The organism is Azospirillum terrae, assembly GCF_053470425.1.
In genome coordinates this window covers 17219-40009 of sequence record NZ_JBPXMR010000011.1, presented here as the reverse complement: position 1 = coordinate 40009, position 22791 = coordinate 17219, and the positions used below count along the sequence as shown (strand labels likewise).

The window sequence follows — 22791 nt, the reverse complement described above, 5'->3', positions numbered from 1 at the left end:
GAACCGCGGACCAGCGCCCCGGGATCAGGCGCCGGCCTTCTCCAGGCCCGGATCGACCCAGCCCACGTTGCCGTCGGCGCGACGGTAGACCATGTTCAGGCCGCCGTTGCCGCGGTTGCGGAACATCAGCGCCGGCGCCTCGGCCAGTTCCATGCGCATGACGGCCTCGCTCACGGTCAGGGTGTCGATGTGCGTCTGCATGTCGGCGACCACGATGGGGTAGGCCTTGCCGTTGCCGGCCTCGGCCTCGACCTGGTGGTCGTCGCGCTCGGCTTCCAGGACCTGATAGCGGGCCGGGGTCGGCTCTTCCGCGCCGGCTTCGGCGGCGTGGTGGCCGCGCAGGCGGTCCTTGTAGCGGCGCAGGCGCGAGTGCAGCTTCTCGCACGCGGTGTCGAAGGCGGGGTACGGCTCGCCGGCTTCCGAGACGCTCTGGAGCACGATGCCGCGGCCGACGCGGACCTGGATGTCGGCCTTGAACAGGTGGGCGTCGCGCGAGAGGACGACGGTCGCCTCCATCGGCTTGGTGAAGTACTTGCCGACGAGGGTGTTCAGGTTTTCAGCGACGTGCGTGCGCAGGGCATCGCCAACGTCAAGCTGCTTGCCTTTGACGGTCAGTTGCATCTTGGGAAGTTTCCGATTTTTTGCCCGCAAGGGACTGTGTTGGCGGCGCGCCGCCGCGTGCGGACCGGGACCATAGTCGGGGCCGTCCGGGCTGTCAACGAAACCCGAATTGGGGCATTCGGGCTACATGCGTGACATCTTGGCACGGCGGCGTTGCACCGATGACGGGATACGCATGGCCTCACGATACTTCGCCACCGTCCGGCGCGCAATGTCGATGCCCTGCTTCTGCAGAATATCGACGATCTTGTCGTCGGACAGCACGTCGTCGGCCGGCTCGGCGTCGATCATCTGCTTGATCCGGTGGCGCACCGCCTCGGCCGAATGGGACGCGCCGCCGTCGGCGCCCTGGATCGCCGAGGTGAAGAAGTACTTCAGTTCGAACACGCCGCGCGGGGTGGCCATGAACTTGTTGGTGGTGACGCGGCTCACCGTGCTCTCGTGCATGCCGATGGCCTCGGCGATGTCGCGCAGGATCAGCGGGCGCAGGTGCGAGACGCCGTGGGTGAAGAAGGCGTCCTGCTGGCGCACGATCTCCGTCGCCACCTTGAGGATGGTGGTGGCGCGCTGGTGCAGCGACTTCACCAGCCAGTTGGCCGAATGGAAGCGCTCGGTGATGTATTCCTTGTCGGTCTTGGTCTTGGCGGTGCCGGCCACGCGCGAGAAGTAGCGGTGGTTGACCAGCACTCGCGGCAGCGTGTCGGGGTTCAGGTCGATCAGCCAGCCGCCGCCGGGGCTGGCGCGCATCAGGATGTCGGGGGTGACGAGCTGCGCCGGCGTGTGGTCGAAGGCGAGCGCCGGCTTGGGGTTCAGCTTGCGGATCTCCGCCAGCATGTCGGCGACGTCCTCGGCGTCGACGCCGCACACCTTGATGAGCGCCGGCAGGTTGCGCGCCGCCAGCAGTTCCAGATTGTCGAGCATCGCCGCCATGGCCGGGTCCAGGCGGTTCTTCTCGCGCAGCTGGATCGCCAGACATTCCTTCAGCGAGCGGGCGAAGATGCCCGGCGGGTCGAAGCGCTGGACGATGCCCAGCACCCGCTCCACATGCTCCTGCGTGGTGCCCAGCTGCCCGGCCAGCGCCTCCAGATCGGCGCCCAGCCAGCCGGCCTCGTCCAGCATGTCGATCAGCGCCAGACCGATCAGGCGGTCGGCGGGAAGCGGCAGGTCGATGTTGAGCTGCTCGATCAGGTGGTCGCGCAGGCTCTTGTCGGTGGACAGCCGCGCTTCGAAGTTGCTGTCGTCCTCCTCGAAGCCTCGCCCGCCGCGCTCGTTCCACTGGCCGTAGACGTCGGTGGAGCCGTCGCTGCCGTCCGAGAAGCGGTCATCGGCGTAGTCGTTCTCAAAATCCGTGTCGAGCGGCGCGTCGGAGGACGAGCCCATGGTCTCCGAACTGGTCATCTCCACCGTGTCGCGGGTGCGCCCGTCCGAGGGCGGACCGGCGGACTCGGACTCGCGCGGATCCGCGTCGGGCTCGCGCTCGCGGGCTTCCGTGGCGTCGCCGGCCGGCCGTTCGCCGTCGTCGCGTTCGAGCAGCGGGTTCTGCTCGATCTCGCGGTCGACGAAATCGGACAGCTCGACATTCGACAGTTGCAGCAGCTTGATGGCTTGCTGCAACTGCGGCGTCATCACCAGGGTCTGGGCCTGGCGGAGGTCGAGACGTTGAGAGATCGCCATCGGGGACGGGGTGTACCTAGAGGCTGAACCGATCGCCGAGGTAGACCCGACGCACGTCCTCGTGCGCCACAATCTCCGCCGGCTCGCCCTCCATTAGTACCATACCATCGTGCAAAATGTATGCCCGATCGACGAGGTCCAAAGTTTCTCGCACATTGTGATCGGTGATCAACACCCCGATGCCGCGGTCGCGCAGGTGGCTGACCAGCTCGCGGATGTCGCCCACCGCGATGGGGTCGATGCCGGCCAGCGGCTCGTCCAGCAGGATGAAGTGCGGCTGCGAGGCCAGGGCCCGCGCGATCTCCACGCGCCGCCGCTCGCCGCCGGACAGCGCCAGTGCCGGGGCGCGGCGCAGGTGGGTGATGGAGAACTCGGCCAGCAGCTCGTCCAGCATCGCCTCGCGGGCGTCGCGGTCGCTTTCCACCACCTCCAGCACGGCGCGGATGTTGTTCTCCACCGACATGCCGCGGAAGATCGAGGCCTCCTGCGGCAGGTAGCCGATGCCGAGGCGCGCGCGCCGGTACATGGGCAGCGCCGTGATGTCCTGGCCGTCCAGCAGGATGGTGCCGACGTCGGCGGTGATCAGGCCGGTGATCATGTAGAAGCAGGTCGTCTTGCCTGCCCCGTTGGGGCCGAGCAGGCCCACCGCCTCGCCGCGCTGCACGCTGACCGAGACGTCGCGCACGACCGGGCGCTTCTTGAAGGTCTTGCCCAGGTTGAGCGCCACCAGCCCTTCCTGCGGCTGGGGCTGTTCCTCGCCGCCGCGGCCCTCGCCGGGGCCGGTGCCGGAAATGCGCGCGTCGGTTCGGGCGTCCACGTCGATCGCCATGGGATGCGTGATCCGCTGAGTCACCGCCCCGCCCCGGACTTTGCCGGAGCGGGCGGGGAGGATTCGGCCTGCAAATCGTTGGGGATGAGCAGGCCCTTGACCCGGCCGCCGGTGGCCGGACCGGCGATGACCCGGTTGACCTTGGTGGCCATGTTCATTTCGGCGGCGTCGCCGTCGAGCTGGTTGTCGCCGCGGGTGATGTGCACCGAGCCCAACAGCACCGCCGTGTTGTCGGGCACGGAGTAGACCAGCTTGTCCGAGCGCGCCACGTCGGTCGGCGTGGTGACCACCACGCTGCCGGAGCCGTCGATGCGGTTCATCTGCGACTTGCCGTCCGGTCCCTTGGAGAACTGGCCGATCAGCACGTCGGCGCGCAGGCGCCGGTCGGTGCGCACCGCCACCGCCTCGCCGCGCGCCACGGCGAAGCCCTGGGATTCGTAGTACTCCAGCGTGTCGCGGGCGGTGACCACGTCGGTTGGGGTGATCAGCTTCAGATCCTTGCCGGTGACCACGGCCACCTGCTTGTCCATGTCGTAGACGAGATGGTCGCCGTAGACCTGCTGGGTCGGGCTGATCAGGCGCACGTGGCCGTCGGAGACGATCTGGAACACCTCGTTGCCCTTGCCGGGCGACTCGCGGTAGTAGGCGGTCAGCACGTCGCCGTACAGCGTGGTTTCGCCGCGCTTCGCCGAGGCGTTGCCGCGCGCCACGTAAGCCTTGACGTCCTGGTGCCACTCGATGGCCTGATCGGCGTTGATGTCGGTCGGCTGGCCGCCGGGGCCGCCGGGCAGCATCTGCGCCGACGCCGGAACCGCCGCTAAGATCAGGCCCGCGGCCAGCGCGAGCGCTGCCGGAGGAAGGTGCGGCTTCATCACTTCTTCTTCCCCGCTGTCTCGGCCGACTGGACGTTGGCGTTGGAGGAGTTGAGGAACACCATGGTTCGGCCACGCTCGGTCATGCGGAAGCCGTCGGCCAGGACGACGCCCTGCGGACCCTGGCTCTCCACGTGCACGTCGCCCCAGGCGGTGCCCTTCTGGACGTCCGAATAGGCTTCCTCGGTGGTGAACTCGCTGCCGTCGTCGCGCTGGACGTGGACCGCGCCGCGCATCTTCAGGATGCCGGTGTTCTGGTCGTACCAGCCGCGCTCGGAACGCATGGTCACCCAGGTGCCGGCGGTCTCCGTCATCTCCGCCACCGGCTTGTCGAGGACAACGATGCCCGGCTGGTCGGAGGACTGCTCGGCGCGCTTGGCGGTGAGCGAGTAGGGCTGGTCCTTCTCGTCCGTGCTGAAGTAGCGCGGATTGATCATTTCCAGCTGGCCCTTGTCAGCGGTGATGCGCGGCTTGGGCAGCTCGTTCAGCGTCGGCCACGCGGCGACCAGCGCCACCAGCGCCAGCGCCAGCGCCGGCAGCGTCAGCTTCATCAGCGTCACGATGCGGCTGTAGGCGCGGCTGACCGGGCGGGTGACGCGGCGGCGGTGCACGTCTGAAACCGGGGCCGACGCCTGAACCGCGCGGTCCTGCGGCTTGGCGGAGAGTTTCCGCTCCTCCCGAACCAGATGGTCAGCGTGCATGCCCGGTGTCTCCGTCCTTCAGGCCGCGCCGACGCGCAGGCAGTCGTGGATGTGCACGATGCCGAGCGGGCGACCGGAATTGATCTCGGAATCGACCACGAACAGCGTCGTGATCGTCTTCTCGTTCATGATGCGCAGCGCCTCGGCGACCAGCGCCTTGGGGCGGATCGTCTTCGGGCTGGGGGACATGATGACGCGGGCCTGCTGCGCCAGCAGGCCGGGGTCGAGGTGGCGGCGCAAATCGCCGTCGGTGATGATGCCGGCCAGCCGCCCCGCATCGTCCACCACGCCGACGCAGCCCAGGCGCTTGGCGGTCATCTCCAGGATGACCTCGCTGAACGGCGTGTCCTCGCGGCAGAGCGGCATGGTGTCGCCCTTGTGCATGACGTCCGTCACCTTGAGCAGCGCGCGGCCGAGCTGGCCGCCCGGGTGCATCTCGCGGAAGTCCGAGGCCGAGAAGCCGCGCCGCTCCATGAGCGCGATGGCGACGGCGTCGCCCAGCGCCAGCATCATGGTGGTGGAGGTGGTCGGCGCCAGCCCCAGCGGGCACGCCTCGGGCGTCGCCGGCAGCAGCAGCGCCACGTCCGACTGCTCGGCCAGCGGCGAGCCGGCGCGGCGGGTGACGCCGATGAGCGGGATGCCGAAGCGGCGGGTGTAGGCGACGATGTCGCTCAGCTCGCTCGTCTCGCCGGAGTTGGACAGCGCGATGACGGCGTCCTGCCGGGCGATCATCCCCAGGTCGCCGTGGCTGGCCTCGCCGGGGTGGACGAACAGCGCCGGGGTGCCGGTGGAGGCCAGCGTCGCGGCGATCTTGCGCGCGACGTGGCCGCTCTTGCCCATGCCGCTGACGACGACTCGGCCGGTGACGCCCGACAGCAGCGCGATGGCCTCGCTGAACGCACCGTTCAGGCCATCGGCCAACGTCATCAGCGCCTCGGCCTCCATCCGCAGCACGCGGGCGGCGCTGGCGCAGTCGCGGTCGGAGGCGGGGCCGGACGCAACGCCGGACAGCGGCGACGCGGCCGGCGTGTCCGTCGGCTCTTGGGTGGTCCGGCAATCGATCGGTTTGTTCAAGGTTGCAGCCGCCCTTGCTTTTCGGTCTCGTGGTCGGTCTCGGTACCCGGCCTTCCAGCGTCCCGCGGGCCAACGGCTCGCGGCGGCAGTATGCCGATGGAGGGGCTGCGGGTCAAACCTATGACGGGATTCTTACCTCGTCAGTGCGCCAAAATGTCCGGTTCTTCCCAGCCGCCCAGGTCCAGAGCGCCGCGGGCGGGAAGGAAGCGGAAGCAGGCTTCGGCGAGGTGCGTGCGCTGCTCGCGCGCCAGCATCACGTCGAGCTTTTCCTTCAGGTCGTGCAGGTGCAGCACGTCGGAGGCTGCGTATTTCATCTGCTCGGGCGACAGTTCGTCCGCACCCCAGTCCGACGACTGCTGCTGCTTCGACAGATCGACGCCCAGCAGGTCCTTGCACAGATCCTTGAGGCCATGCCGGTCGGTGAAGGTGCGCACCAGCTTCGACGCCACCTTGGTGCAGTACACCGGCTGGCAGACGATTCCCAGATAGGCCTGCATCACCGCCACGTCAAACCGGGCGAAGTGGAACAGCTTGGTCACGTCCGGGTCGGTCAGCAGCCGCTTGAGGTTCGGCGCGTCGTAGCGGCCGCGGCGGAACTGCACGAGGTGGACGGCGCCGTCGCCGGCCGACAGCTGCACCAGACACAGCCGGTCGCGGGCCGGGTTGAGGCCCATGGTCTCGGTGTCGATGGCGATGGCGCCGCCGCGCGCGCCCGCCTTCAGATCGAGTCCGTCCGGAAGATCGCCGTCATGAAGGTCGATGGGCACGCCAGCCTCCGCAGATCAGGTCAGGACCCCGAAGCGGGGTCCAAAAACGACAAACGCCGCGGTGCAAGAAGCACGCGGCGTCGCCGTCGAATTGGTGCCCAGGAGAAGACTCGAACTTCCACGACATTTCTGCCACAGGTACCTGAAACCTGCGCGTCTACCAATTCCGCCACCTGGGCTCGGTGTGGGCCGCTTATGTATCGCTGTGACGAACCCTCGTCAACACGATTTTGCGCTTTCGAGCAGAAATTTTTACTGGGCCGTCGGCAACGCTGCGCACGGACGCGCCAGGGGCCTAGCCCTCGGCGCGCGGTTTCTATATAAGCATCGCCGGTCGGAGCAAAAGCCTGCCCCCGTTCATGGTTTTCCAGGGGTGGGCGCAAAGTCGGAACGGCACGGGAGAAGGTCGATGTCCTATCGCTATCGGGTTGCCACGGTGTTCGGTGGATCGGGCTTCATCGGCCGCCATCTCATCCGGCGCCTCGCCAAGTCCGGCACCATCGTGCGGATCGCCTCGCGCCGTCCCGCGCAGGCCAATTTCCTGAAGACCACCGGCGCGGTCGGCCAGATCGTGCCGTGGGCGGTGGATGTGCGCGACGACGCCTCGGTGGCGCGCGCGGTCAAGGACGCGGACATCGTCATCAACCTGATCGGCGCGCTGTACGAGACGGCGCCCTGGTCGTTCGAGACAGTGCACATCGACGCGCCGTCGCGCATCGCCCGGCTGGCCAAAGAGGCCGGCGCGCAGCGTCTCGTGCACGTTTCGGCGCTGGGCGCCGACGCCAAGTCGGATTCGGCCTACGCGCGCACCAAGGCGGCCGGCGACAAGGCCGTTCTGGCGGCCTTCCCTGACGCGACCATCCTGCGCCCGAGCATCGTGTTCGGCGCCGAGGACCGTTTCTTCAACAAGTTCGCGGCGATGGCGCAGATCTCGCCGGTGCTGCCGCTGATCGGCGGCGGCAAGACCCGCTTCCAGCCGGTGAGCGTCAGCGATCTGGCCGAGGCCATCGAGGCGGTGCTGAACAGCGACGCCTCCAAGGGCCGCGTCTACGAGCTGGGCGGGCCGAACACCTACACCTTCAAGGAGCTGATGCAGCTCATGCTGAAGGAGGTCGAGCGCAAGCACGTCCTGCTGCTGCCGATCCCCTGGCGCGCTTCCGAGGCGCTGGGCAGCATTCTGGAGAAGGTGCCGCTCATCGCCCCGCTGCTGACCCGCGATCAGGTCGAGCTGCTGAAGACGGACAACGTCTGCTCGGGCCAACTGCCGGGCTTCGCGGAACTGGGCATCGCGCCGACCGCGCCCGAGGTGGTGCTGCCGACCTATCTGCACCGCTTCATCGTCGGTGGCCGCTATCACCCGGCGCCCCGCGACATCAGCGCCCACGAAGCCTGATACGGCGGGCATCCGCCCATGAAAAAAGCCCCGGCCGCTCGGCCGGGGCTTTTTCGTTGGGGCATCGTCCTTACAGGTACAGCAGGCCGAGGATCAACGTGCCGACGGCGATGCGGTACCAGCCGAACGGGGCGAAGCCGTAGCGGCCGATGAAGTCCACAAAGGCCTTCACCACCACGATGGCCGCCAGAAAGGCCACCACGAAGCCAACGGCGATCAGCGAGGCGCTGTCGAGGTTGATGACCTTCCAGTTCTTGTAGAGGTCGTACACCGTGGCGCCGAACATGGTCGGGATCGCCAGGAAGAAGGAGAACTCCGCCGCCGTCCGCCGGTCCACGCCAAGCAGCAGGGCGCCGAGGATCGTCGCTCCCGAGCGCGACACGCCGGGCACCATCGCCAGGCACTGGCAGAAGCCGATCTTCAGCGCCAGTGGAGCGGTGAAGCGCTCCACCTCATGGTAGCGGGGCGTCGGCAGGAAGCGCTCGACCAATAGGATGGCAATGCCGCCGACAATCAGCGCGACGCTGACCACGGTGGAGTTGAACAACACCGCCTTGATGTAACCGTGCAGCAGGGCGCCCAGCACCGCGGCCGGCAGAAAGGCCAGCAGCACCGCGATGGTGAAGCGCCAGGAGCGCGGATCGTCCCTCAACCCGATCAGCACGTTCCAGAGCCGGCTGAAATACAGGACGACGATCGCCAGGATGGCGCCCAACTGCACCACCACCTCGAACACCTTGCCGGGTGGGCCCTCGAAGCCCAGCAGATCGTCGAACAGGATCAGGTGTCCCGTCGAGGAGACGGGCAGGAACTCGGTCAGCCCTTCGACGAGGCCGAGGATCGTGGCATCCAAATATTCATGCAACATGGGCTTTGGCGCTCGATGGGGTCACAAGATGGGGTGCCCGTGTGCGCGTCTATGGTGCGGTGCACAGGCGTCTGTTGGCTTATAGCAGGGCGCTTTCCGGATGGCGATGGGGATGGTTCGGTACCCCAAAGAAGGCTATAGGTCCGGTTTGGGACTAATTTTCTTTCTCCTTCGCGAGCGTGATTCCGGAAATCCGGTGGGTGGAATCGTTATGCCACAAATATGGCAGCTTGCATGACCTATCGGCGATTTTTTGCTCGCGAGTCCTGTCTTCATACGGTATATGACGAGACGACCGCGCTGTCCGCGGTCGATGATTTCCACCGCGGCAGCGCCACCCCCATGGGGCCCTGCCGCCGATCGAGCGCGAGGAGCAGGGGTCATGGCGAAGCAGAAGATGTTGGGCTTTGTGCACACGGCACAGCGCATGCCCGACAAGCGCACCGCCGCCGAGCGCCGCCAGGACTTCCGCGAGATCTACGCCCGCTTCACCGACCAGCGCGCCAACGAGCAGGCCAACCGCTGCTCACAGTGCGGCGTTCCGTTCTGCCAGGTGCATTGCCCGGTCTCCAACAACATCCCCGACTGGCTGAAGCTGACCGCCGAGGGCCGGCTGGAGGAGGCGTACGAGGCGTCCCAGGCCACCAACAACCTGCCGGAGATCTGCGGCCGCATCTGCCCGCAGGACCGGCTGTGCGAGGGCAACTGCGTCATCGAGCAGTCGACCCACGGCGCGGTGACCATCGGCTCGGTCGAGCGCTACATCAACGACACCGCCTGGGAGCAGGGCTGGGTCAAGCCGCGCACGCCGTCGCGTGAGCTGGACGTGTCGGTCGGCATCATCGGCGCCGGTCCGGCCGGCCTCGCCGCCGCCGAGGAACTGCGCGCCAAGGGCTACGAGGTGCACGTCTACGACCGCTACGACCGCATGGGCGGCCTGCTGGTCTACGGCATCCCCGGCTTCAAGCTGGAGAAGGACGTGGTGCAGCGCCGCGTGCAGCTGCTGGCCGATGCCGGCGTGGTGTTCCACGCCAACTTCGAGGTCGGCCGCGACGCCACCATGGCCGATTTGCGCCGCAAGCACGCCGCCGTGCTGATCGCCACCGGCGTCTACAAGGCGCGCGACCTCGATGCGCCGGGTGCCAGCCTGGGCAACATCGTGCCGGCGCTGGAGTACCTGACGACCTCCAACCGCAAGGACCTGGGCGATTCGGTGCCGGCCTACGACGACGGTTCGCTCAATGCCAAGGGTAAGAACGTCGTGGTCATCGGCGGCGGCGACACCGCCATGGACTGCGTGCGCACCGCCATCCGCCAGGGCGCCAATTCGGTGAAGTGCCTGTACCGCCGCGACCGCAAGAACATGCCCGGCTCGCAGCGCGAGGTCGCGCACGCCGAGGAAGAGGGCGTCGAGTTCATCTGGCAGGCAGCGCCCGAGGCGTTTGTCGGTGATGGCGTGGTCAAGGGTGTCCGCGCCGTGCGCATCCACCTGGGTGTGGCCGACGCCACCGGCCGCCAGACCCCGCAGGTCATCGAAGGCTCAGAGTTCACCATCGACGCCGATCTGGTGATCAAGGCGCTGGGCTTCGACCCGGAGAACCTGCCGGACCTGTTCGACGAGCCGGGCCTGAAGGTGACCCGCTGGGGCACGGTGACCGCCGACCCGCGCACCAAGATGACGAGCATCGACGGCGTGTTTGGCGCCGGCGACATCGTCCGCGGTGCGTCCCTGGTGGTGTGGGCGATCCGCGACGGCCGCGACGCCGCGGACTCCATGCACGCCTACTGCAAGGCGAAGGCTGTGGCCTACGCCGACGCGGCGGAATAACGCGTAGGTTGGGCCAACCGGCCCAACACACCTTGCCATGGAAACGGTGTTGGGCCGCGTTGCGCTTGGCCCAACCTACGACATCCGGGGCCGATGGCCCCGCGACTTTAAGACTGAAAGGGTCCACCGATGACCGAGATGCTGAACCAGGGTGAGCAGTTCGTTGCCGAGTACCGCGCCAACGTGGATCGGCTGACCGCTGCCGACCTTGCCGACATCGTCGAGGAGCACGACGCCTGCGGCGTCGGCTTCATCGCCGCGATCGACGGCAAGCCCCGCCGTTCGGTGGTCGAGAAAGGCATCGAGGCCCTGAAGGCGGTCTGGCACCGCGGCGCCGTCGATGCCGACGGCAAGACCGGCGACGGCGCCGGCATCCACGTCCAGGTGCCGCAGAAGTTCTTCAAGGACCACGTCCGCATCATCGGCCACACCCCGCCGGAGAACAACCTCGCGGTCGGCATGGTCTTCCTGCCGCGCGTCAGCCTCGACGCGCAGGAGGCCTGCCGCTGCATCGTCGAGACCGAGATCCTGAACTTCGGCTACTACATCTATGGCTGGCGTCAGGTGCCGATCAACGTCGACATCATCGGCGAAAAGGCCAACGCCACCCGGCCGGAGATCGAGCAGATCATCGTCGGCAACTCCAAGGGCGTCTCGGACGAGCAGTTCGAGCTGGACCTCTACGTCATCCGCCGCCGCATCGAAAAGGCGGTGCGGGGCGAGCAGATCAACGACTTCTACATCTGCACGCTGTCGGCGCGCTCGCTGATCTACAAGGGCATGTTCCTCGCCGAGCAGCTCTCGACCTTCTATCCCGACCTGACGGACGAGCGCTTCGAGTCGAACTTCGCCATCTACCACCAGCGCTATTCGACCAACACCTTCCCGACCTGGCCGCTGGCGCAGCCGTTCCGCATGCTCGCCCACAACGGCGAGATCAACACGCTGAAGGGCAACGTCAACTGGATGAAGGCGCACGAGACGCGGATGGAGCATCCGGTGTTCGGCGCCCACATGGCCGACATCAAGCCGGTCATCGGCGTCGGCCTGTCGGATTCCGGTGCGCTCGACACCGTGTTCGAGGTGCTGGTGCGCGCCGGCCGCTCGGCCCCGATGGTCAAGATGATGCTGGTGCCGCAAGCGCTGACCAGCTCGCAGACCACGCCGGAGTCGCACAAGGCGCTGATCGGCTACTGCAACTCGGTCATGGAGCCGTGGGACGGCCCGGCGGCGCTCGCCATGACGGACGGGCGCTGGGTGGTCGGCGGCATGGACCGCAATGGCCTGCGCCCGATGCGCTACACCATCACCACCGATGGCCTGATCATCGCCGGCTCGGAGACGGGCATGGTGAAGATCGACGAGCAACAGGTCATCGAGAAGGGCCGCCTCGGTCCGGGGCAGATGATCGCCGTCGATCTCGGCACCGGCAAGCTCTACAACGACAACGGCATCAAGGATCTGCTGGCCGCCCAGAAGCCGTGGGGCAACTGGGTCAAGCACATCACGCATCTCGACGAGCTGGTCAAGAAGGCCTCGCAGCAGGGTGAGCCGGCCGATCTCGACAAGGCGGCGCTGCGCCAGCGCCAGATGGCCTTCGGCATCACCATGGAAGATCTGGAGCTGATCCTCCATCCCATGGTTGAGGACTCCAAGGAGGCCATCGGCTCGATGGGCGACGACAGCCCCATCGCCGTGCTGTCGGAGCGGTACCGCGGCCTGCACCACTTCTTCCGCCAGAACTTCTCCCAGGTCACCAACCCGCCCATCGACAGCTTGCGCGAGCGCCGGGTGATGAGCCTGAAGACGCGCCTGGGCAACCTCGGCAACATTCTTGAAGAGGACGAGGCGCAGACGCGTCTGCTCCAGCTCGAATCCCCCGTCCTGACGACGGCCGAGTTCCGCGCCATGCGCGCCTACATGGCCGACACCGCGGCGGAGATCGACGCGACGTTCGACGTGAACGGCGGCCCGGACGCCCTGAAGGACGCGCTGAAGCGCATCCGCCAGGAGGCGGAGGACGCCGTGCGCGGCGGCGCCAACCACGTCATCCTCACCGACGAGGCGATGGACGCCAAGCGCGCCGCCATCCCGATGATCCTTGCCACCGGCGCGGTGCACACGCACCTCGTGCGCATGAACCTGCGCACCTTCACCTCGCTGAACGTCCGCTCGGCCGAGTGCATCGACACGCACTACTTCGCGGTCCTGATCGGCGTCGGTGCGACGACGGTGAACGCCTACCTCGCCCAGGAAGGCATCGCCGACCGCCACCGCCGCGGTCTGTTCGGCGACATCGCGCTGGAGACCTGCCTCGTCCGCTTCAAGAAGGCCATCGACGAGGGCCTGCTGAAGATCATGTCCAAGATGGGCATCTCGATCATCAGCTCGTACCGCGGCGGCTGCAACTTCGAAGCCATCGGCCTGTCCCGCGCCCTGATCGCCGAGCACTTCCCGGCCATGGTCAGCCGCATTTCCGGCATCGGCCTGACCGGCATCCAGAAGAAGGTGCTGGAGCACCACGCCATCGCCTACGGCGAGGACGCGCTGGCGCTGCCGGTCGGCGGCTTCTACCGCTTCCGCAAGTCGGGCGACCGGCACGGCTGGGAGGGTGGGGTCATCCACACGCTCCAGCAGGCGGTGCAGGACGACAGCTACTCGACCTTCAAGAAGTACTCGGAGATGGTCCACAAGCGGCCGCCGATGCAGCTGCGCGACCTGCTGGCGTTCCGCAAGCTGAAGCCGGCGGTGTCGGTGGACGAGGTCGAGTCGATCACCGCCATCCGCAAGCGCTTCATCACGCCGGGCATGTCGCTGGGCGCGCTGAGCCCCGAGGCGCACGGCACGCTGAACGTCGCCATGAACCGCATCGGCGCCAAGTCCGACTCGGGCGAGGGCGGCGAGGACCCGGCGCGCTTCCGCCCGGACAAGAACGGCGACAACTGGAACTCGGCCATCAAGCAGGTGGCCTCCGGCCGCTTCGGCGTCACCGCGGAGTACCTCAACCAGTGCCGTGAGCTGGAGATCAAGGTCGCCCAGGGCGCCAAGCCCGGCGAGGGCGGCCAGCTGCCCGGCTTCAAGGTGACGGAGATGATCGCCAAGCTGCGGCACGCCACGCCGGGCGTGATGCTCATCAGCCCGCCGCCGCACCACGACATCTACTCGATCGAGGATCTGGCGCAGCTCATCTACGACCTGAAGCAGATCAACCCCGAGGCCAAGGTCACGGTGAAGCTGGTCAGCCGCTCGGGCATCGGCACCATCGCGGCCGGCGTGGCGAAGGCCAACGCCGACGTCATCCTGATCTCCGGCCACTCCGGCGGCACCGGCGCCTCGCCGCAGACCTCCATCAAGTTCGCGGGCGCTCCGTGGGAGATGGGCCTGTCGGAGGTGCATCAGGTCCTGACGCTGAACAAGCTGCGCCACCGCGTGCGGCTCCGCACCGACGGCGGCCTGAAGACCGGCCGCGACATCGTCATTGCCGCCATGCTGGGTGCGGAAGAGTTCGGCATCGGCACGGCGTCGCTGATCGCCATGGGCTGCATCATGGTCCGCCAGTGCCACTCGAACACCTGCCCGGTGGGCGTGTGCGTGCAGGACCCCGCCCTGCGCGAGAAGTTCACCGGCACGCCGGAGAAGGTCGTCAACCTCTTCACCTTCCTGGCGGAAGAGGTGCGCGAGATCCTCGGTTCGCTGGGCTTCCGCTCGCTCAACGAGGTGATCGGCCGCACCGACCTGCTGCATCAGGTCAGCCGCGGCGCCGCGCACCTCGACGACCTCGACCTCAACCCGCTGCTGGCGCAGGTCGATCCGGGCGAGAACGCGCGCTACTGCACCATGCAGGGCCGCAACGAGGTGCCGGATACGCTGGACGCCCGCATCGTCGCCGACGCCCGCCCGCTGTTCGAAGAGGGCGAGAAGATGCAGCTCGCCTACAACGCGCGGAACACGCAGCGCGCCATCGGCACGCGGCTGTCGTCGATGATCACCCGCAAGTTCGGCATGTTCGGGCTCCAGCCCGGCCACATCACGGTCCGCCTGCGCGGCACTGCCGGCCAGTCGCTGGGCGCCTTCGCGGTGCAGGGCATCAAGCTGGAGGTGATGGGCGACGCCAACGACTACGTCGGCAAGGGCCTGTCGGGCGGCACCATCGTCGTGCGTCCGACCACCTCCTCGCCGCTGGAGAGCAACAAGAACACGATCATCGGCAACACGGTCCTCTACGGTGCGACGGCCGGCAAGCTGTTCGCCGCGGGTCAGGCCGGCGAGCGGTTCGCGGTGCGCAACTCGGGCGCCAGCGTGGTGGTCGAGGGCTGCGGCTCCAACGGCTGCGAGTACATGACCGGTGGTGTGGCGGTGATCCTCGGCAAGGTCGGCGACAACTTCGGCGCCGGCATGACCGGCGGCATGGCCTACATCTACGACGAGGACGGCAGCTTCCCGCTGTGTGTCAACGACGAGAGCATCATCTTCCAGCGCGTCGAGGTGGCGCACTACGAAGACCAGCTCAAGCGCCTTATTGAGGAGCACGTCGAGGAGACGCAGAGCCGCTTCGCCGCCCAGCTGCTGAACGACTGGGAGCGCGTGGCTCCCAAGTTCTGGCAGATCGTGCCGAAGGAGATGCTGAGCCGCCTGGAGGTGCCCGTCACCTCCATGCCGCAGGCGATCCCGGCGGAGTAATCCGCCAACGATCGAGGCAATCAAAACGGCGGTCCCGTTTACTCGGGGCCGCCGTTTTCGATTCGGCCTATGTCCCAGGTGCCCTGTTCACGCGGGGGGATGCGGAATAATATCGATTCAGAACGGTTGATAGGGCAATTTGATCGCGAGTCGCTACGAAAGGAGCGGGGGTATGCCGTTCGCTAAGGGCCTGCGGATCGTGATGCGGCGCGCCACCGTGACGGATGGCTCGCGGTGTGCCCACATTTTCCTGGATGCCCGGCGCAAGGCCTTCCCCTGGCAGCCGGCCGACCGCTTCGGCCTGGACGACTATTACGACTGCGTCGAGGACGAACTGGTGCTCGTCGCCGAGGTGGACGACGAGGTGGTCGGTTTCGTCTCCATCGACCTGCCCGAGCGCTTCATCCACACGCTTTTCGTCGACCCCGTCTGGCAGCAGCGCGGCATCGGCACAATGCTGCTGCGCGAGGCGTTGCGCGAGCTGCGCGGCAGCGCCCAGCTCACCTGCGCCGCCCGCAACGCCGCCGCCCGCGCCTTTTACGAGCACAATGGCTGGATTCCCGTGCCCGGCGCCAGCGACGACCGCGAGGCGCACGTCCTCTATCGCAAGGCCGACTGAATCCCCCGAAAGCAGGCTGTTTTCATCGGTAAGCTTGCGCTACAGTCCAGCCCGGCATGCGGACCCTGTACCATCACCCCCTCTCCCCCCTGTCGCGTCTGGCGCGTCTGGCTCTGGCCGAAAAGGGCCTGGAGTTCGACGTCGTCCACGAGAAGCCGTGGGAGCGGCGCACCGACTTCCTGGCGCTGAACCCCGCCGGGGAGGTGCCGGTGCTTGTCGAGGACGACGGCACGGTGATCGCCGATGGCTGGTCCCTCATCGAGTACCTGGAGGAAGCCTATCCGGCCGTGCCGCTGCTGCCGCTGGAAGTGGCGGGCCGCGCCGAGGTGCGGCGGATCTCCGCGTGGTTCCTGCGCAAGTTCGACCGCGAGGTGATCGAGAACCTCGTCGGCGAGAAGCTGGTGAAGCGCATCTCCGGCCAGGGCCAGCCCTACGCCCCGGCGATCCGCGCCGGCCTCGCCAACATCCACTACCATCTGGACTACATCGCCTTCCTGGCCGAGCGGCGGGCGTGGCTGGCCGGGGGCAGCTTCTCGCTGGCCGATCTGGCGGCGGCGGCGGCGCTGAGCTGCGTCGACTACATCGGCGACGTGCCCTGGGACGAGTGCCCGGAGGCCAAGGACTGGTACGCCCGCATCAAGTCGCGGCCGAGCTTCCGCCAACTCCTGGCCGACACCGTCCCCGGCGTCCCGCCGCCCCGGCACTACGCCGATCTGGATTTCTGACGGTCACAAGCCGCGGGCGGGCGCTTGCCGCGCCGGGACTCCGACACCACTTCCACATCTGTGCCGCTGACGCCTCGCTGCACGGGCCGCGTCAATTTGCCTTGACTTCGATCAAGGGGTGTTCTTGATTTTGTTCAAGTGCCCTGAGACAAGGGGGCAAAAGAAAGATGTGCATCCTCGGGAGTTTCCATGACCGTCAACACCTATGACATGAGCGACGCCGGCCTGCCGGCCGGCCCTTCCAAGGTCACCCTGGCGTTCATCGCCTACACGCTGCTGTGCGTGCTGCCGCTGTCCAGCGACTTCTTCGTCTCGCTGATCGCGCAGGCCAGCGGTGTCACCGGCGCGCTTGCCTACGTTTTCGCCTGGAGCGCGGCGTTCGCGATGGGCCTGAGCGCGCTCGCCATCGTGGGCATTCCGGCGGCGGTGCTCTGGCACCTGCTCAGCGGCCGGCGCCGGGCCGCTTGAGCGGTCTAAGACTGTTTGCGTTCCCTCGTGAAGCCCCTCTCCCTTGACGGGAGAGGGGTTGGGGAGAGGGTGGTTACGGCCGGATGGCCGGAAGATAAAGACTCGTCCGCCGCCTGCCGGCGGCTATTCCCCTCTCCCCAACCCCTCCCCCGCGAGGGGGGAGGGGCTTCAGGGCGGTCGGAAAACTGTATCTAAGGTTTCGGCGCCGGGGCCGGCGCGCTCTTCGGAGCGCCGCCGGAGCGCTCTATGCCCTCCAGGTTGCTGCGCGCCACGCGGGCCGGGCTTGAGTCCGGGGCGACGCGCACCACCAGCTTCCAGTCGTCGCTGGCGCCCTTGCCATCGCCGATCAGCGCCTTGAGGTTGCCGCGCAGCAGAAGCGCCTCGGGGTCGCCGGGCTTCAGTTCCAGCGCCTGCGCCACGTCGGCCAGCGCCTGGCGGTTGTTGCTCAGCGCCTTGTGGGCGGCGGCGCGGTAGATCCAGGCGTCCGCCCGCTTCGGGTCCTTGGCGAGCACCGCGTTCAAATCGTCGATGGCGTCCCAGAAGCGCTCGCCCTCCGCCCGCGCGATGGCGCGGTCGACCAGCAGATCGGCGTCGCCGGGCTGGTATTCCAGGGCGGCGCTGTACAGCCGCTCGGCCCGCGCGTTGTCGCCGGCCCGCAGCCACGCCCAGCCGGCCCGCCCGAGGAGCGAGGCGCCGGCCCGCTTGTCCTCATGCCCGAGCGTCGTGGCCAAGTCCTCCAACCGCCGCCCGGCCTCGGCGAAGTCGCCGCGGTGGAACAGCGCCAGCGCGGAGCAGAGCTTGGCCGGGTTGCCGCCGCCCTTGTCCTCCCAGCCCTTGGCGCGCTCCAGGGCGGCGTCGGGCTGCGCCTCGGCCAGCGTCAGGCACGCCTTCAGCTCTTCGCTGTCCGGGGCGGCGGCGAGCGCCGGGCCGGCCAGCAGAAGCGGCAGGGCGACGAAGGGGCTGAAAGCCCAAGGGAAATGTTTGCGTCGGATCATGGTGGCTCTACACTCGGTCATCGCGCACCCGACAATCAAGAGGTGCCTGCCAAGAGGCCCCGCATGACCGCCGCTCCCCGCCTGTTCGTCTTCGGCCTGGGCTACACAGCCGGCGTGCTCGCCAAGCAACTGGCGGCCGAGGGCTGGCGGATCGCCGGCACCTGCCAGAGCGCGGAAAAGCGTGCCGAGCTGGAGGCGCTGGGCTACGAGGCGTTCGTCTTCGACCGCGAGCACCCGCTGCCCGACGCCAAGGCGGCGCTGAAGGGCACCACGCACCTGCTGCTCAGCGTCCCGCCCGACAAGAAGGGCGACCCGGTCCACGCCGTGCACGCCGCGGACATCGCCGGCCTGGTCAGCCTGGAGTGGGTCGGCTATCTCTCCACCACCGGCGTCTACGGCGACAGCAAGGGCGAGTGGGTGAGCGAGGCGTCCTGGCTGCGCCCGACCAGCGAGCGCGCCAAGCGCCGGGTCGAGGCGGAGAAGGGCTGGCTCGCCCTTTACCGCCAGTACGGCGCGCCGCTGCACATTTTCCGCCTGCCGGGCATCTACGGCCCCGGCCGCAGCGCCGTCGATCAGGTGCGCGCCGGCGAGGCCAAGCGAATCGACAAGCCCGGTCACCTGTTCGGCCGCATCCATGTGGAAGACATCGCCGGTGCGCTGCGCGCTTCCATGGCGACGATGAACCCCGGCGCCGTCTACAACGTCTGCGACGACGAACCGGCCGAGCCGCAGGAGGTCATCTGTTACGCCGCCGAACTGCTGGGCGTCGAGCCGCCGCCGCTGGTGCCGTACGAGGCGGCCGAGCTGTCGGAGATGGCCAAGAGCTTCTGGGCCGACAACCGGCGTGTGAAGAACGAGCGCATCAAGAGCAAGCTCGGCTACGCGCTGAAGTACCCGAGCTACCGCGAGGGCCTGAAGGCGCAGGTGGAGGCGCAAGCGGAGGCAGGGTGAGGCATCACTCCACCCCTTCCGGCAGTTCCTTGCGGACGTGCAGGGCCAGCCATTCGCCGAACCGCCGGTCCACGACCATGGTGTGCATCTTCAACCACCGGCCGATGAAGCTCAGCACCAGGAAGCGGCCGAGATAGTCGTCCGGCTCGCCGCCGGTGCGGACGAAGGTCCAGATGTCCTCGATCTGCTGGAGGAACGTTCGGTGCAGTTTGCGGTGCGCCTCCAGGTCCGGGTAGGCGTGGGCGGCCATCATCTCCTCCTCGCGCGCGAAGTGCTCGCGCGTGAAGGCCAGCAGCTCCCCGCACAGCGTCTGCAGGTCCACCACGCCGTCCCCGCCTTCCAGCGAAGCGCGAATCGTGTTGTACACGGCGTCGAGCTTCCGGTGCTCGGCATCGATCTCCGGGAGGCCGAGACTGTACGAGTCGTCCCACCCCAGCTCTGCTTTGGTCATAGGCCGCCTCAAATGTGCACTGCACAATGGTTCGCAAACTAAGTTATCGGGTGCGCAAAAGCCCGCTCAATATATGCACCTGTGGCGTTCTCGACACAACACGGTATGATTATTACTGTGTATCACCACCGATTTGCGACCAAACGTCTCGTGGGCTTGCTCTGGTAACGAACGAATAATAATCAGGTTCGATAATAAGGTGACAGGCCAGCCGCGATGCCACGCGACGACCGACAGGAGCGGATGACCAAACGGCCCCAAGACGGCGAGGGAAAGCCCCAGGATGCCCATCTGCGCAAGCAGGTGGACGAACTGGTCAATCGCGTGCCCAAATACGCGTTGCGCGCCGTCATCGATGAGATCGACAGCACCAACGCGCAGAACGGCACCCGCGCGCAGGCCCTGCGCGACGCGCTGGTGGAGCAGTTCAACAAGCTGCGCCCATTCAAGGCCCGGCGCCTGTTCACCGGCCTGTTCGAGCCGCTGCTGATCGACGACCACATCCTCTACCGCGCCCGCGATCCCATTCCCGGCCTGCTTCAGCGGGTGGACATGGGCGGCATGTGGCACGCGCTGACGCGCTTCGCCTTCCCGGAAACCGCCATGCGGGTGCAGGAACGCCTGGACGCGATGTCGCAGGAGGAACTGCTCGACCGCGTGCTGGTGTCGGAGGACGCCATGGTCATGCGCTCGCTGATGCGCGACGAGGCGGTGCGCTTCCTGACACAGGCGCTGAAGACCCGCCGCACCGCCGAGGAGTTCCTGATCGTCGCCAACCGCGAGGCGTTGCGCGACGCCCGCCAGCGCAGCCCGCACCTGACCCACAAGGCGCCGATCGACGTGACGCAACTCGCCTTCGTCCGCTCGGTGCTGGAGGAGAATGAGGCGGTGCTGCCGCTCATGGAGCAGATGCGCCAGGACCTGTCCGACACGCCGTCCTCCGGCGACATCGCGGCGGCGGAGGTGGACGGGCAGGCGGCCATCGTCGTCGGCTTCATGCGCCGCATGCACATGGCCTGCCCGGACCGCAACGTCGAAGACCCGGTGGTCTGGCTGCCGCCGTTGCTGACCCTCAACGTCAAGCGCCGCTACGACGTGGTGGTGCGCTATGTGCGCGAGTACGGCGGCCCGGCGGTCAGCGACAGCCACCCGCTGCATCAGGCGGTGTTCGGCCATTTCTCCGCCTGCTGCGCCGCCATCAACGATCTGGTCCGCGCGGTGTTCGGCGAGATGTCGGTCAACGACGGGAACGCGCTGTCCCTGTCGCGTCCGGTGCGCGAGACATTGAACGAGGCGAGCCGGCGCTTCGAGCAGTCGCTGACCGCCATGAGCGCCGGCGGCCTGATGGCGACCCGGCTGCTCGGCCCGCGCGTCCGCGCGCTGCTGAACGAAGTGACGCGCCTGCTGGTCGTCACGGTGCTGCCGGTGGTGATCGAGCGCACGCACGCGGCGGCGGCGGCCCGCAATGCCCCGGCGCCCGACCACGACGACGTGGTGTGGCTGCTGGAATTCGTCTGGGCCTGGGGCGCCACGCTGAGCGGCATCGGCTACGCCAGCCCGGAGATCGCGACGACCAGGGCCCGCATCGTCGAGGACGCCGGCATCGCCTTCATCCAGGCCACCAAGGCCGAGGACGACGACGAGACCTTGCCCGCGCGCATGCAACACATCGTCCGCATCAACCGGCTGCTGGGGGCGCTCGGCGCCGACGTGGCGCCGTGGGTCAGTGCCGTCAGCCAGGGCCTGCAACGCGTGGTGCGCCATTACCTGGAGGGCGAGGCGGAGATCGCGCCGGAGGCGCAGTTCGTTATCGATTGCCTGATCAACGCCATCCGCGTCGAGCTTGGCCGCTCCCGCCACTGGCAGAGCGCCGATCTCGTGGGGCTGCTGCGGCTGTACGAAGCGCGGATGGCATGAGGTTCGAGGCCGGAACCACCCCTTTCGCGACGAATTTGGTTCGACGCACGGCGCGTTGTGGTATCATGCGCGCCCGCTGCGGGCCGAATCTTACGGCCGGTGTGCGGTCTCGCCACCGGCAATCCGCCATCTCTCGACCCGCGCAAGACAGACGATCCGCATGAACATCATCATCGAACGCGCCGCCCTGCTCCGGTCCCTCGGTCACGTGCAGAGCGTGGTGGAACGCCGCAACACCATTCCGATCCTCTCCAACGTGCTGTTGAAGGCCAGGGACGGCGAATTGTCGCTGGCCGCCACCGACATGGATCTGGAGATGGTGGAGACCGTCCCGGCCTCCGTCACCCGGCCCGGCGGCACCACCGCCCCGGCGCACACGCTCTATGACATAGTGCGCAAGCTGCCGGACGGCAGCCAGGTGGAACTGGACGTGTCCGGCGACGGGGCGATCCTGACGCTGCGTTCCGGCCGCTCGCAGTTCAAGCTGTCCTGCCTGCCGGTCGAGGACTTCCCGCAGCTCTCCGGCGGCGACCTGAAGCACAGCTTCGCGCTGGCGGCCGCCGACCTGCGCGCGCTGGTCGACCGCACGCGCTTCGCCATCTCCACCGAGGAGACGCGCTATTACCTGAACGGCATCTACGTGCACGCCGCCCGCACGGCCGCCGCCACCGGCGACCTGCCGGTGCTGCGCGCCGTCGCCACCGACGGCCACCGGCTGGCGCGGGTCGAGATGCCGCTGCCGGACGGCGCTTCGGGCATCCCCGGCGTTATCGTGCCGCGCAAGACCGTGATGGAGATCCGCAAGCTGATCGACGAGGCGGGCGACCGCATCGAGATCTCGCTGTCGGAGAACAAGATCCGCTTCGCCTTCGACCAGATCATCGTCACCTCCAAGCTGATCGACGGCACCTTCCCGGACTACGAGCGCGTCATCCCCACCGGCAACGACAAGGTGATGGAGGTGGACGCCCGCCTGTTCGCCGCCGCGGTGGACCGTGTCGCCACCATCTCGACCGAGAAGAGCCGGGCGGTGAAGATGGCCGTCAGCCGCGGCACGCTGACCCTGTCGGCGACCAGCCCGGAAGCCGGCAGCGCCACCGAGGAACTGGAGGCCAATTACCAGGACACCCCCCTGGAAATCGGCTTCAACTCCCGCTATCTGTTGGACATCACTCAACAAATCGAGGGCGAGGGTGCCCGCTTCACGATGGCGGACGCGGCGTCGCCCACCATCATCCGCGACGTCGCCGACAGCACCGCGCTGTACGTGCTGATGCCGATGCGCGTCTGACCCTGAGAGAGGGGCAGGCCGCTGTCCCTCTCACGGAACGGATCAGTGCTCGAAGCAAGACGGGTTC

At 67.7% G+C, this 22791-nt stretch carries 19 protein-coding genes and 1 tRNA gene; 9 read left to right on the top strand and 11 right to left on the bottom strand.

Annotated features, from left to right (window positions below; genetic code table 11):
• Nucleotides 1-24: 24 nt before the first annotated feature.
• The 8 genes from hpf to ACSVDD_RS22735 form a co-directional block, all read right to left on the bottom strand.
• Nucleotides 25-621, bottom strand: a complete 597-nt coding sequence (hpf, locus tag ACSVDD_RS22770; RefSeq protein WP_448191692.1) for a ribosome hibernation-promoting factor, HPF/YfiA family — start codon at nt 619-621, stop codon at nt 25-27.
• Between the two features lie 123 nt (nt 622-744).
• Nucleotides 745-2295: an RNA polymerase factor sigma-54 gene (gene rpoN / locus ACSVDD_RS22765; protein ID WP_448191691.1), complete on the bottom strand. Its 1551-nt coding sequence runs from the start codon at nt 2293-2295 to the stop codon at nt 745-747.
• 16 nt (nt 2296-2311) lie between these two features.
• Complete coding sequence (gene lptB, locus ACSVDD_RS22760) at nt 2312-3124, bottom strand: LPS export ABC transporter ATP-binding protein (RefSeq protein WP_448191690.1); 813 nt, start codon at nt 3122-3124, stop codon at nt 2312-2314.
• A gap of 20 nt (nt 3125-3144) precedes the next feature.
• Complete coding sequence (locus ACSVDD_RS22755) at nt 3145-3996, bottom strand: LptA/OstA family protein (RefSeq protein WP_448191689.1); 852 nt, start codon at nt 3994-3996, stop codon at nt 3145-3147.
• Entirely contained in the window at nt 3996-4697 is a 702-nt protein-coding gene (gene lptC / locus ACSVDD_RS22750) for an LPS export ABC transporter periplasmic protein LptC (RefSeq protein WP_448191688.1), read from the bottom strand. Before lptC ends, ACSVDD_RS22755 begins: the two co-directional genes overlap by 1 nt.
• 18 nt (nt 4698-4715) lie before the next feature.
• Nucleotides 4716-5642 carry a KpsF/GutQ family sugar-phosphate isomerase gene (locus tag ACSVDD_RS22745; protein WP_448191805.1) on the bottom strand — a complete coding sequence of 309 codons (927 nt, stop codon included), beginning with the start codon at nt 5640-5642 and terminating at the stop codon, nt 4716-4718.
• Between the two features lie 269 nt (nt 5643-5911).
• The gene (locus ACSVDD_RS22740) at nt 5912-6538 is read right to left on the bottom strand and encodes a ribonuclease D (RefSeq protein WP_448191687.1); all 627 of its coding nucleotides are present in this window, start codon (nt 6536-6538) and stop codon (nt 5912-5914) included.
• Nucleotides 6539-6630: 92 nt separating this feature from the next.
• Nucleotides 6631-6717 (bottom strand) — tRNA-Leu (locus ACSVDD_RS22735).
• A 230-nt stretch (nt 6718-6947) separates the two neighbouring features.
• Here ACSVDD_RS22735 and ACSVDD_RS22730 point away from each other — a divergent pair.
• On the top strand, nt 6948-7931 hold the full coding sequence (locus ACSVDD_RS22730) for a complex I NDUFA9 subunit family protein (RefSeq protein ID WP_448191686.1): 984 nt from the start codon (nt 6948-6950) through the stop codon (nt 7929-7931).
• Between the two features lie 70 nt (nt 7932-8001).
• On the opposite strand, the gene ACSVDD_RS22725 is transcribed toward ACSVDD_RS22730, so the two are convergent.
• Nucleotides 8002-8799 (bottom strand): undecaprenyl-diphosphate phosphatase, encoded by a 798-nt coding sequence (locus ACSVDD_RS22725; protein ID WP_448191685.1) that lies wholly within the window; start codon nt 8797-8799, stop codon nt 8002-8004.
• Between the two features lie 382 nt (nt 8800-9181).
• Between ACSVDD_RS22725 and ACSVDD_RS22720 the strand changes: the two genes are divergently transcribed.
• The 5 genes from ACSVDD_RS22720 (at nt 9182) to ACSVDD_RS22700 (ending at nt 17119) form a co-directional block, all read left to right on the top strand.
• Nucleotides 9182-10627, top strand: a complete 1446-nt coding sequence (locus tag ACSVDD_RS22720; protein ID WP_448191684.1) for an NAD(P)-dependent oxidoreductase — start codon at nt 9182-9184, stop codon at nt 10625-10627.
• Nucleotides 10628-10756: 129 nt separating this feature from the next.
• Nucleotides 10757-15307 carry a glutamate synthase large subunit gene (gltB, locus tag ACSVDD_RS22715; RefSeq protein ID WP_448191683.1) on the top strand — a complete coding sequence of 1517 codons (4551 nt, stop codon included), beginning with the start codon at nt 10757-10759 and terminating at the stop codon, nt 15305-15307.
• Between the two features lie 172 nt (nt 15308-15479).
• Nucleotides 15480-15926, top strand: coding sequence for a GNAT family N-acetyltransferase (locus ACSVDD_RS22710; protein ID WP_448191682.1), 447 nt, complete (start codon nt 15480-15482; stop codon nt 15924-15926).
• Between the two features lie 56 nt (nt 15927-15982).
• Nucleotides 15983-16651 (top strand): glutathione S-transferase family protein, encoded by a 669-nt coding sequence (locus tag ACSVDD_RS22705; protein ID WP_448191681.1) that lies wholly within the window; start codon nt 15983-15985, stop codon nt 16649-16651.
• A 189-nt stretch (nt 16652-16840) separates the two neighbouring features.
• On the top strand, nt 16841-17119 hold the full coding sequence (locus tag ACSVDD_RS22700; protein WP_448191680.1) for a hypothetical protein: 279 nt from the start codon (nt 16841-16843) through the stop codon (nt 17117-17119).
• A 191-nt stretch (nt 17120-17310) separates the two neighbouring features.
• Here ACSVDD_RS22700 and ACSVDD_RS22695 read toward each other — a convergent pair whose 3' ends face one another.
• Complete coding sequence (locus ACSVDD_RS22695) at nt 17311-18114, bottom strand: tetratricopeptide repeat protein (RefSeq protein WP_448191679.1); 804 nt, start codon at nt 18112-18114, stop codon at nt 17311-17313.
• Nucleotides 18115-18177: 63 nt separating this feature from the next.
• On the opposite strand from ACSVDD_RS22695, the gene ACSVDD_RS22690 reads away from it, so the two are divergent.
• Nucleotides 18178-19065: an SDR family oxidoreductase gene (locus tag ACSVDD_RS22690; protein WP_448191678.1), complete on the top strand. Its 888-nt coding sequence runs from the start codon at nt 18178-18180 to the stop codon at nt 19063-19065.
• A gap of 4 nt (nt 19066-19069) precedes the next feature.
• On the opposite strand, the gene ACSVDD_RS22685 is transcribed toward ACSVDD_RS22690, so the two are convergent.
• Entirely contained in the window at nt 19070-19516 is a 447-nt protein-coding gene (locus ACSVDD_RS22685; protein WP_448191677.1) for a bacteriohemerythrin, read from the bottom strand.
• Between the two features lie 243 nt (nt 19517-19759).
• Between ACSVDD_RS22685 and ACSVDD_RS22680 the strand changes: the two genes are divergently transcribed.
• Both ACSVDD_RS22680 and dnaN read left to right on the top strand, forming a co-directional pair.
• Entirely contained in the window at nt 19760-21433 is a 1674-nt protein-coding gene (locus ACSVDD_RS22680) for a hypothetical protein (RefSeq protein WP_448191676.1), read from the top strand.
• Nucleotides 21434-21593: 160 nt separating this feature from the next.
• On the top strand, nt 21594-22724 hold the full coding sequence (dnaN, locus tag ACSVDD_RS22675; protein ID WP_448191675.1) for a DNA polymerase III subunit beta: 1131 nt from the start codon (nt 21594-21596) through the stop codon (nt 22722-22724).
• The last annotated feature ends 67 nt before the right edge of the window (nt 22725-22791 follow it).

What these genes read in the sequence shown, in the direction of transcription:
- gltB (WP_448191683.1), top strand. Translation starts at nt 10,757, where the DNA reads ATGACCGAGATGCTGAACCAGGGTGAGCAGTTCGTTGCCGAGTACCGC.
- ACSVDD_RS22755 (WP_448191689.1), bottom strand. Translation starts at nt 3,996, where the DNA reads ATGAAGCCGCACCTTCCTCCGGCAGCGCTCGCGCTGGCCGCGGGCCTG.
- ACSVDD_RS22695 (WP_448191679.1), bottom strand. Translation starts at nt 18,114, where the DNA reads ATGATCCGACGCAAACATTTCCCTTGGGCTTTCAGCCCCTTCGTCGCC.
- ACSVDD_RS22705 (WP_448191681.1), top strand. Translation starts at nt 15,983, where the DNA reads ATGCGGACCCTGTACCATCACCCCCTCTCCCCCCTGTCGCGTCTGGCG.
- hpf (WP_448191692.1), bottom strand. Translation starts at nt 621, where the DNA reads ATGCAACTGACCGTCAAAGGCAAGCAGCTTGACGTTGGCGATGCCCTG.
- ACSVDD_RS22745 (WP_448191805.1), bottom strand. Translation starts at nt 5,642, where the DNA reads ATGGAGGCCGAGGCGCTGATGACGTTGGCCGATGGCCTGAACGGTGCG.
- ACSVDD_RS22720 (WP_448191684.1), top strand. Translation starts at nt 9,182, where the DNA reads ATGGCGAAGCAGAAGATGTTGGGCTTTGTGCACACGGCACAGCGCATG.
- ACSVDD_RS22730 (WP_448191686.1), top strand. Translation starts at nt 6,948, where the DNA reads ATGTCCTATCGCTATCGGGTTGCCACGGTGTTCGGTGGATCGGGCTTC.
- dnaN (WP_448191675.1), top strand. Translation starts at nt 21,594, where the DNA reads ATGAACATCATCATCGAACGCGCCGCCCTGCTCCGGTCCCTCGGTCAC.
- ACSVDD_RS22700 (WP_448191680.1), top strand. Translation starts at nt 16,841, where the DNA reads ATGACCGTCAACACCTATGACATGAGCGACGCCGGCCTGCCGGCCGGC.
- ACSVDD_RS22725 (WP_448191685.1), bottom strand. Translation starts at nt 8,799, where the DNA reads ATGTTGCATGAATATTTGGATGCCACGATCCTCGGCCTCGTCGAAGGG.
- rpoN (WP_448191691.1), bottom strand. Translation starts at nt 2,295, where the DNA reads ATGGCGATCTCTCAACGTCTCGACCTCCGCCAGGCCCAGACCCTGGTG.
- ACSVDD_RS22710 (WP_448191682.1), top strand. Translation starts at nt 15,480, where the DNA reads ATGCCGTTCGCTAAGGGCCTGCGGATCGTGATGCGGCGCGCCACCGTG.
- lptB (WP_448191690.1), bottom strand. Translation starts at nt 3,124, where the DNA reads ATGGCGATCGACGTGGACGCCCGAACCGACGCGCGCATTTCCGGCACC.
- ACSVDD_RS22680 (WP_448191676.1), top strand. Translation starts at nt 19,760, where the DNA reads ATGACCAAACGGCCCCAAGACGGCGAGGGAAAGCCCCAGGATGCCCAT.
- ACSVDD_RS22690 (WP_448191678.1), top strand. Translation starts at nt 18,178, where the DNA reads ATGACCGCCGCTCCCCGCCTGTTCGTCTTCGGCCTGGGCTACACAGCC.
- ACSVDD_RS22685 (WP_448191677.1), bottom strand. Translation starts at nt 19,516, where the DNA reads ATGACCAAAGCAGAGCTGGGGTGGGACGACTCGTACAGTCTCGGCCTC.
- lptC (WP_448191688.1), bottom strand. Translation starts at nt 4,697, where the DNA reads ATGCACGCTGACCATCTGGTTCGGGAGGAGCGGAAACTCTCCGCCAAG.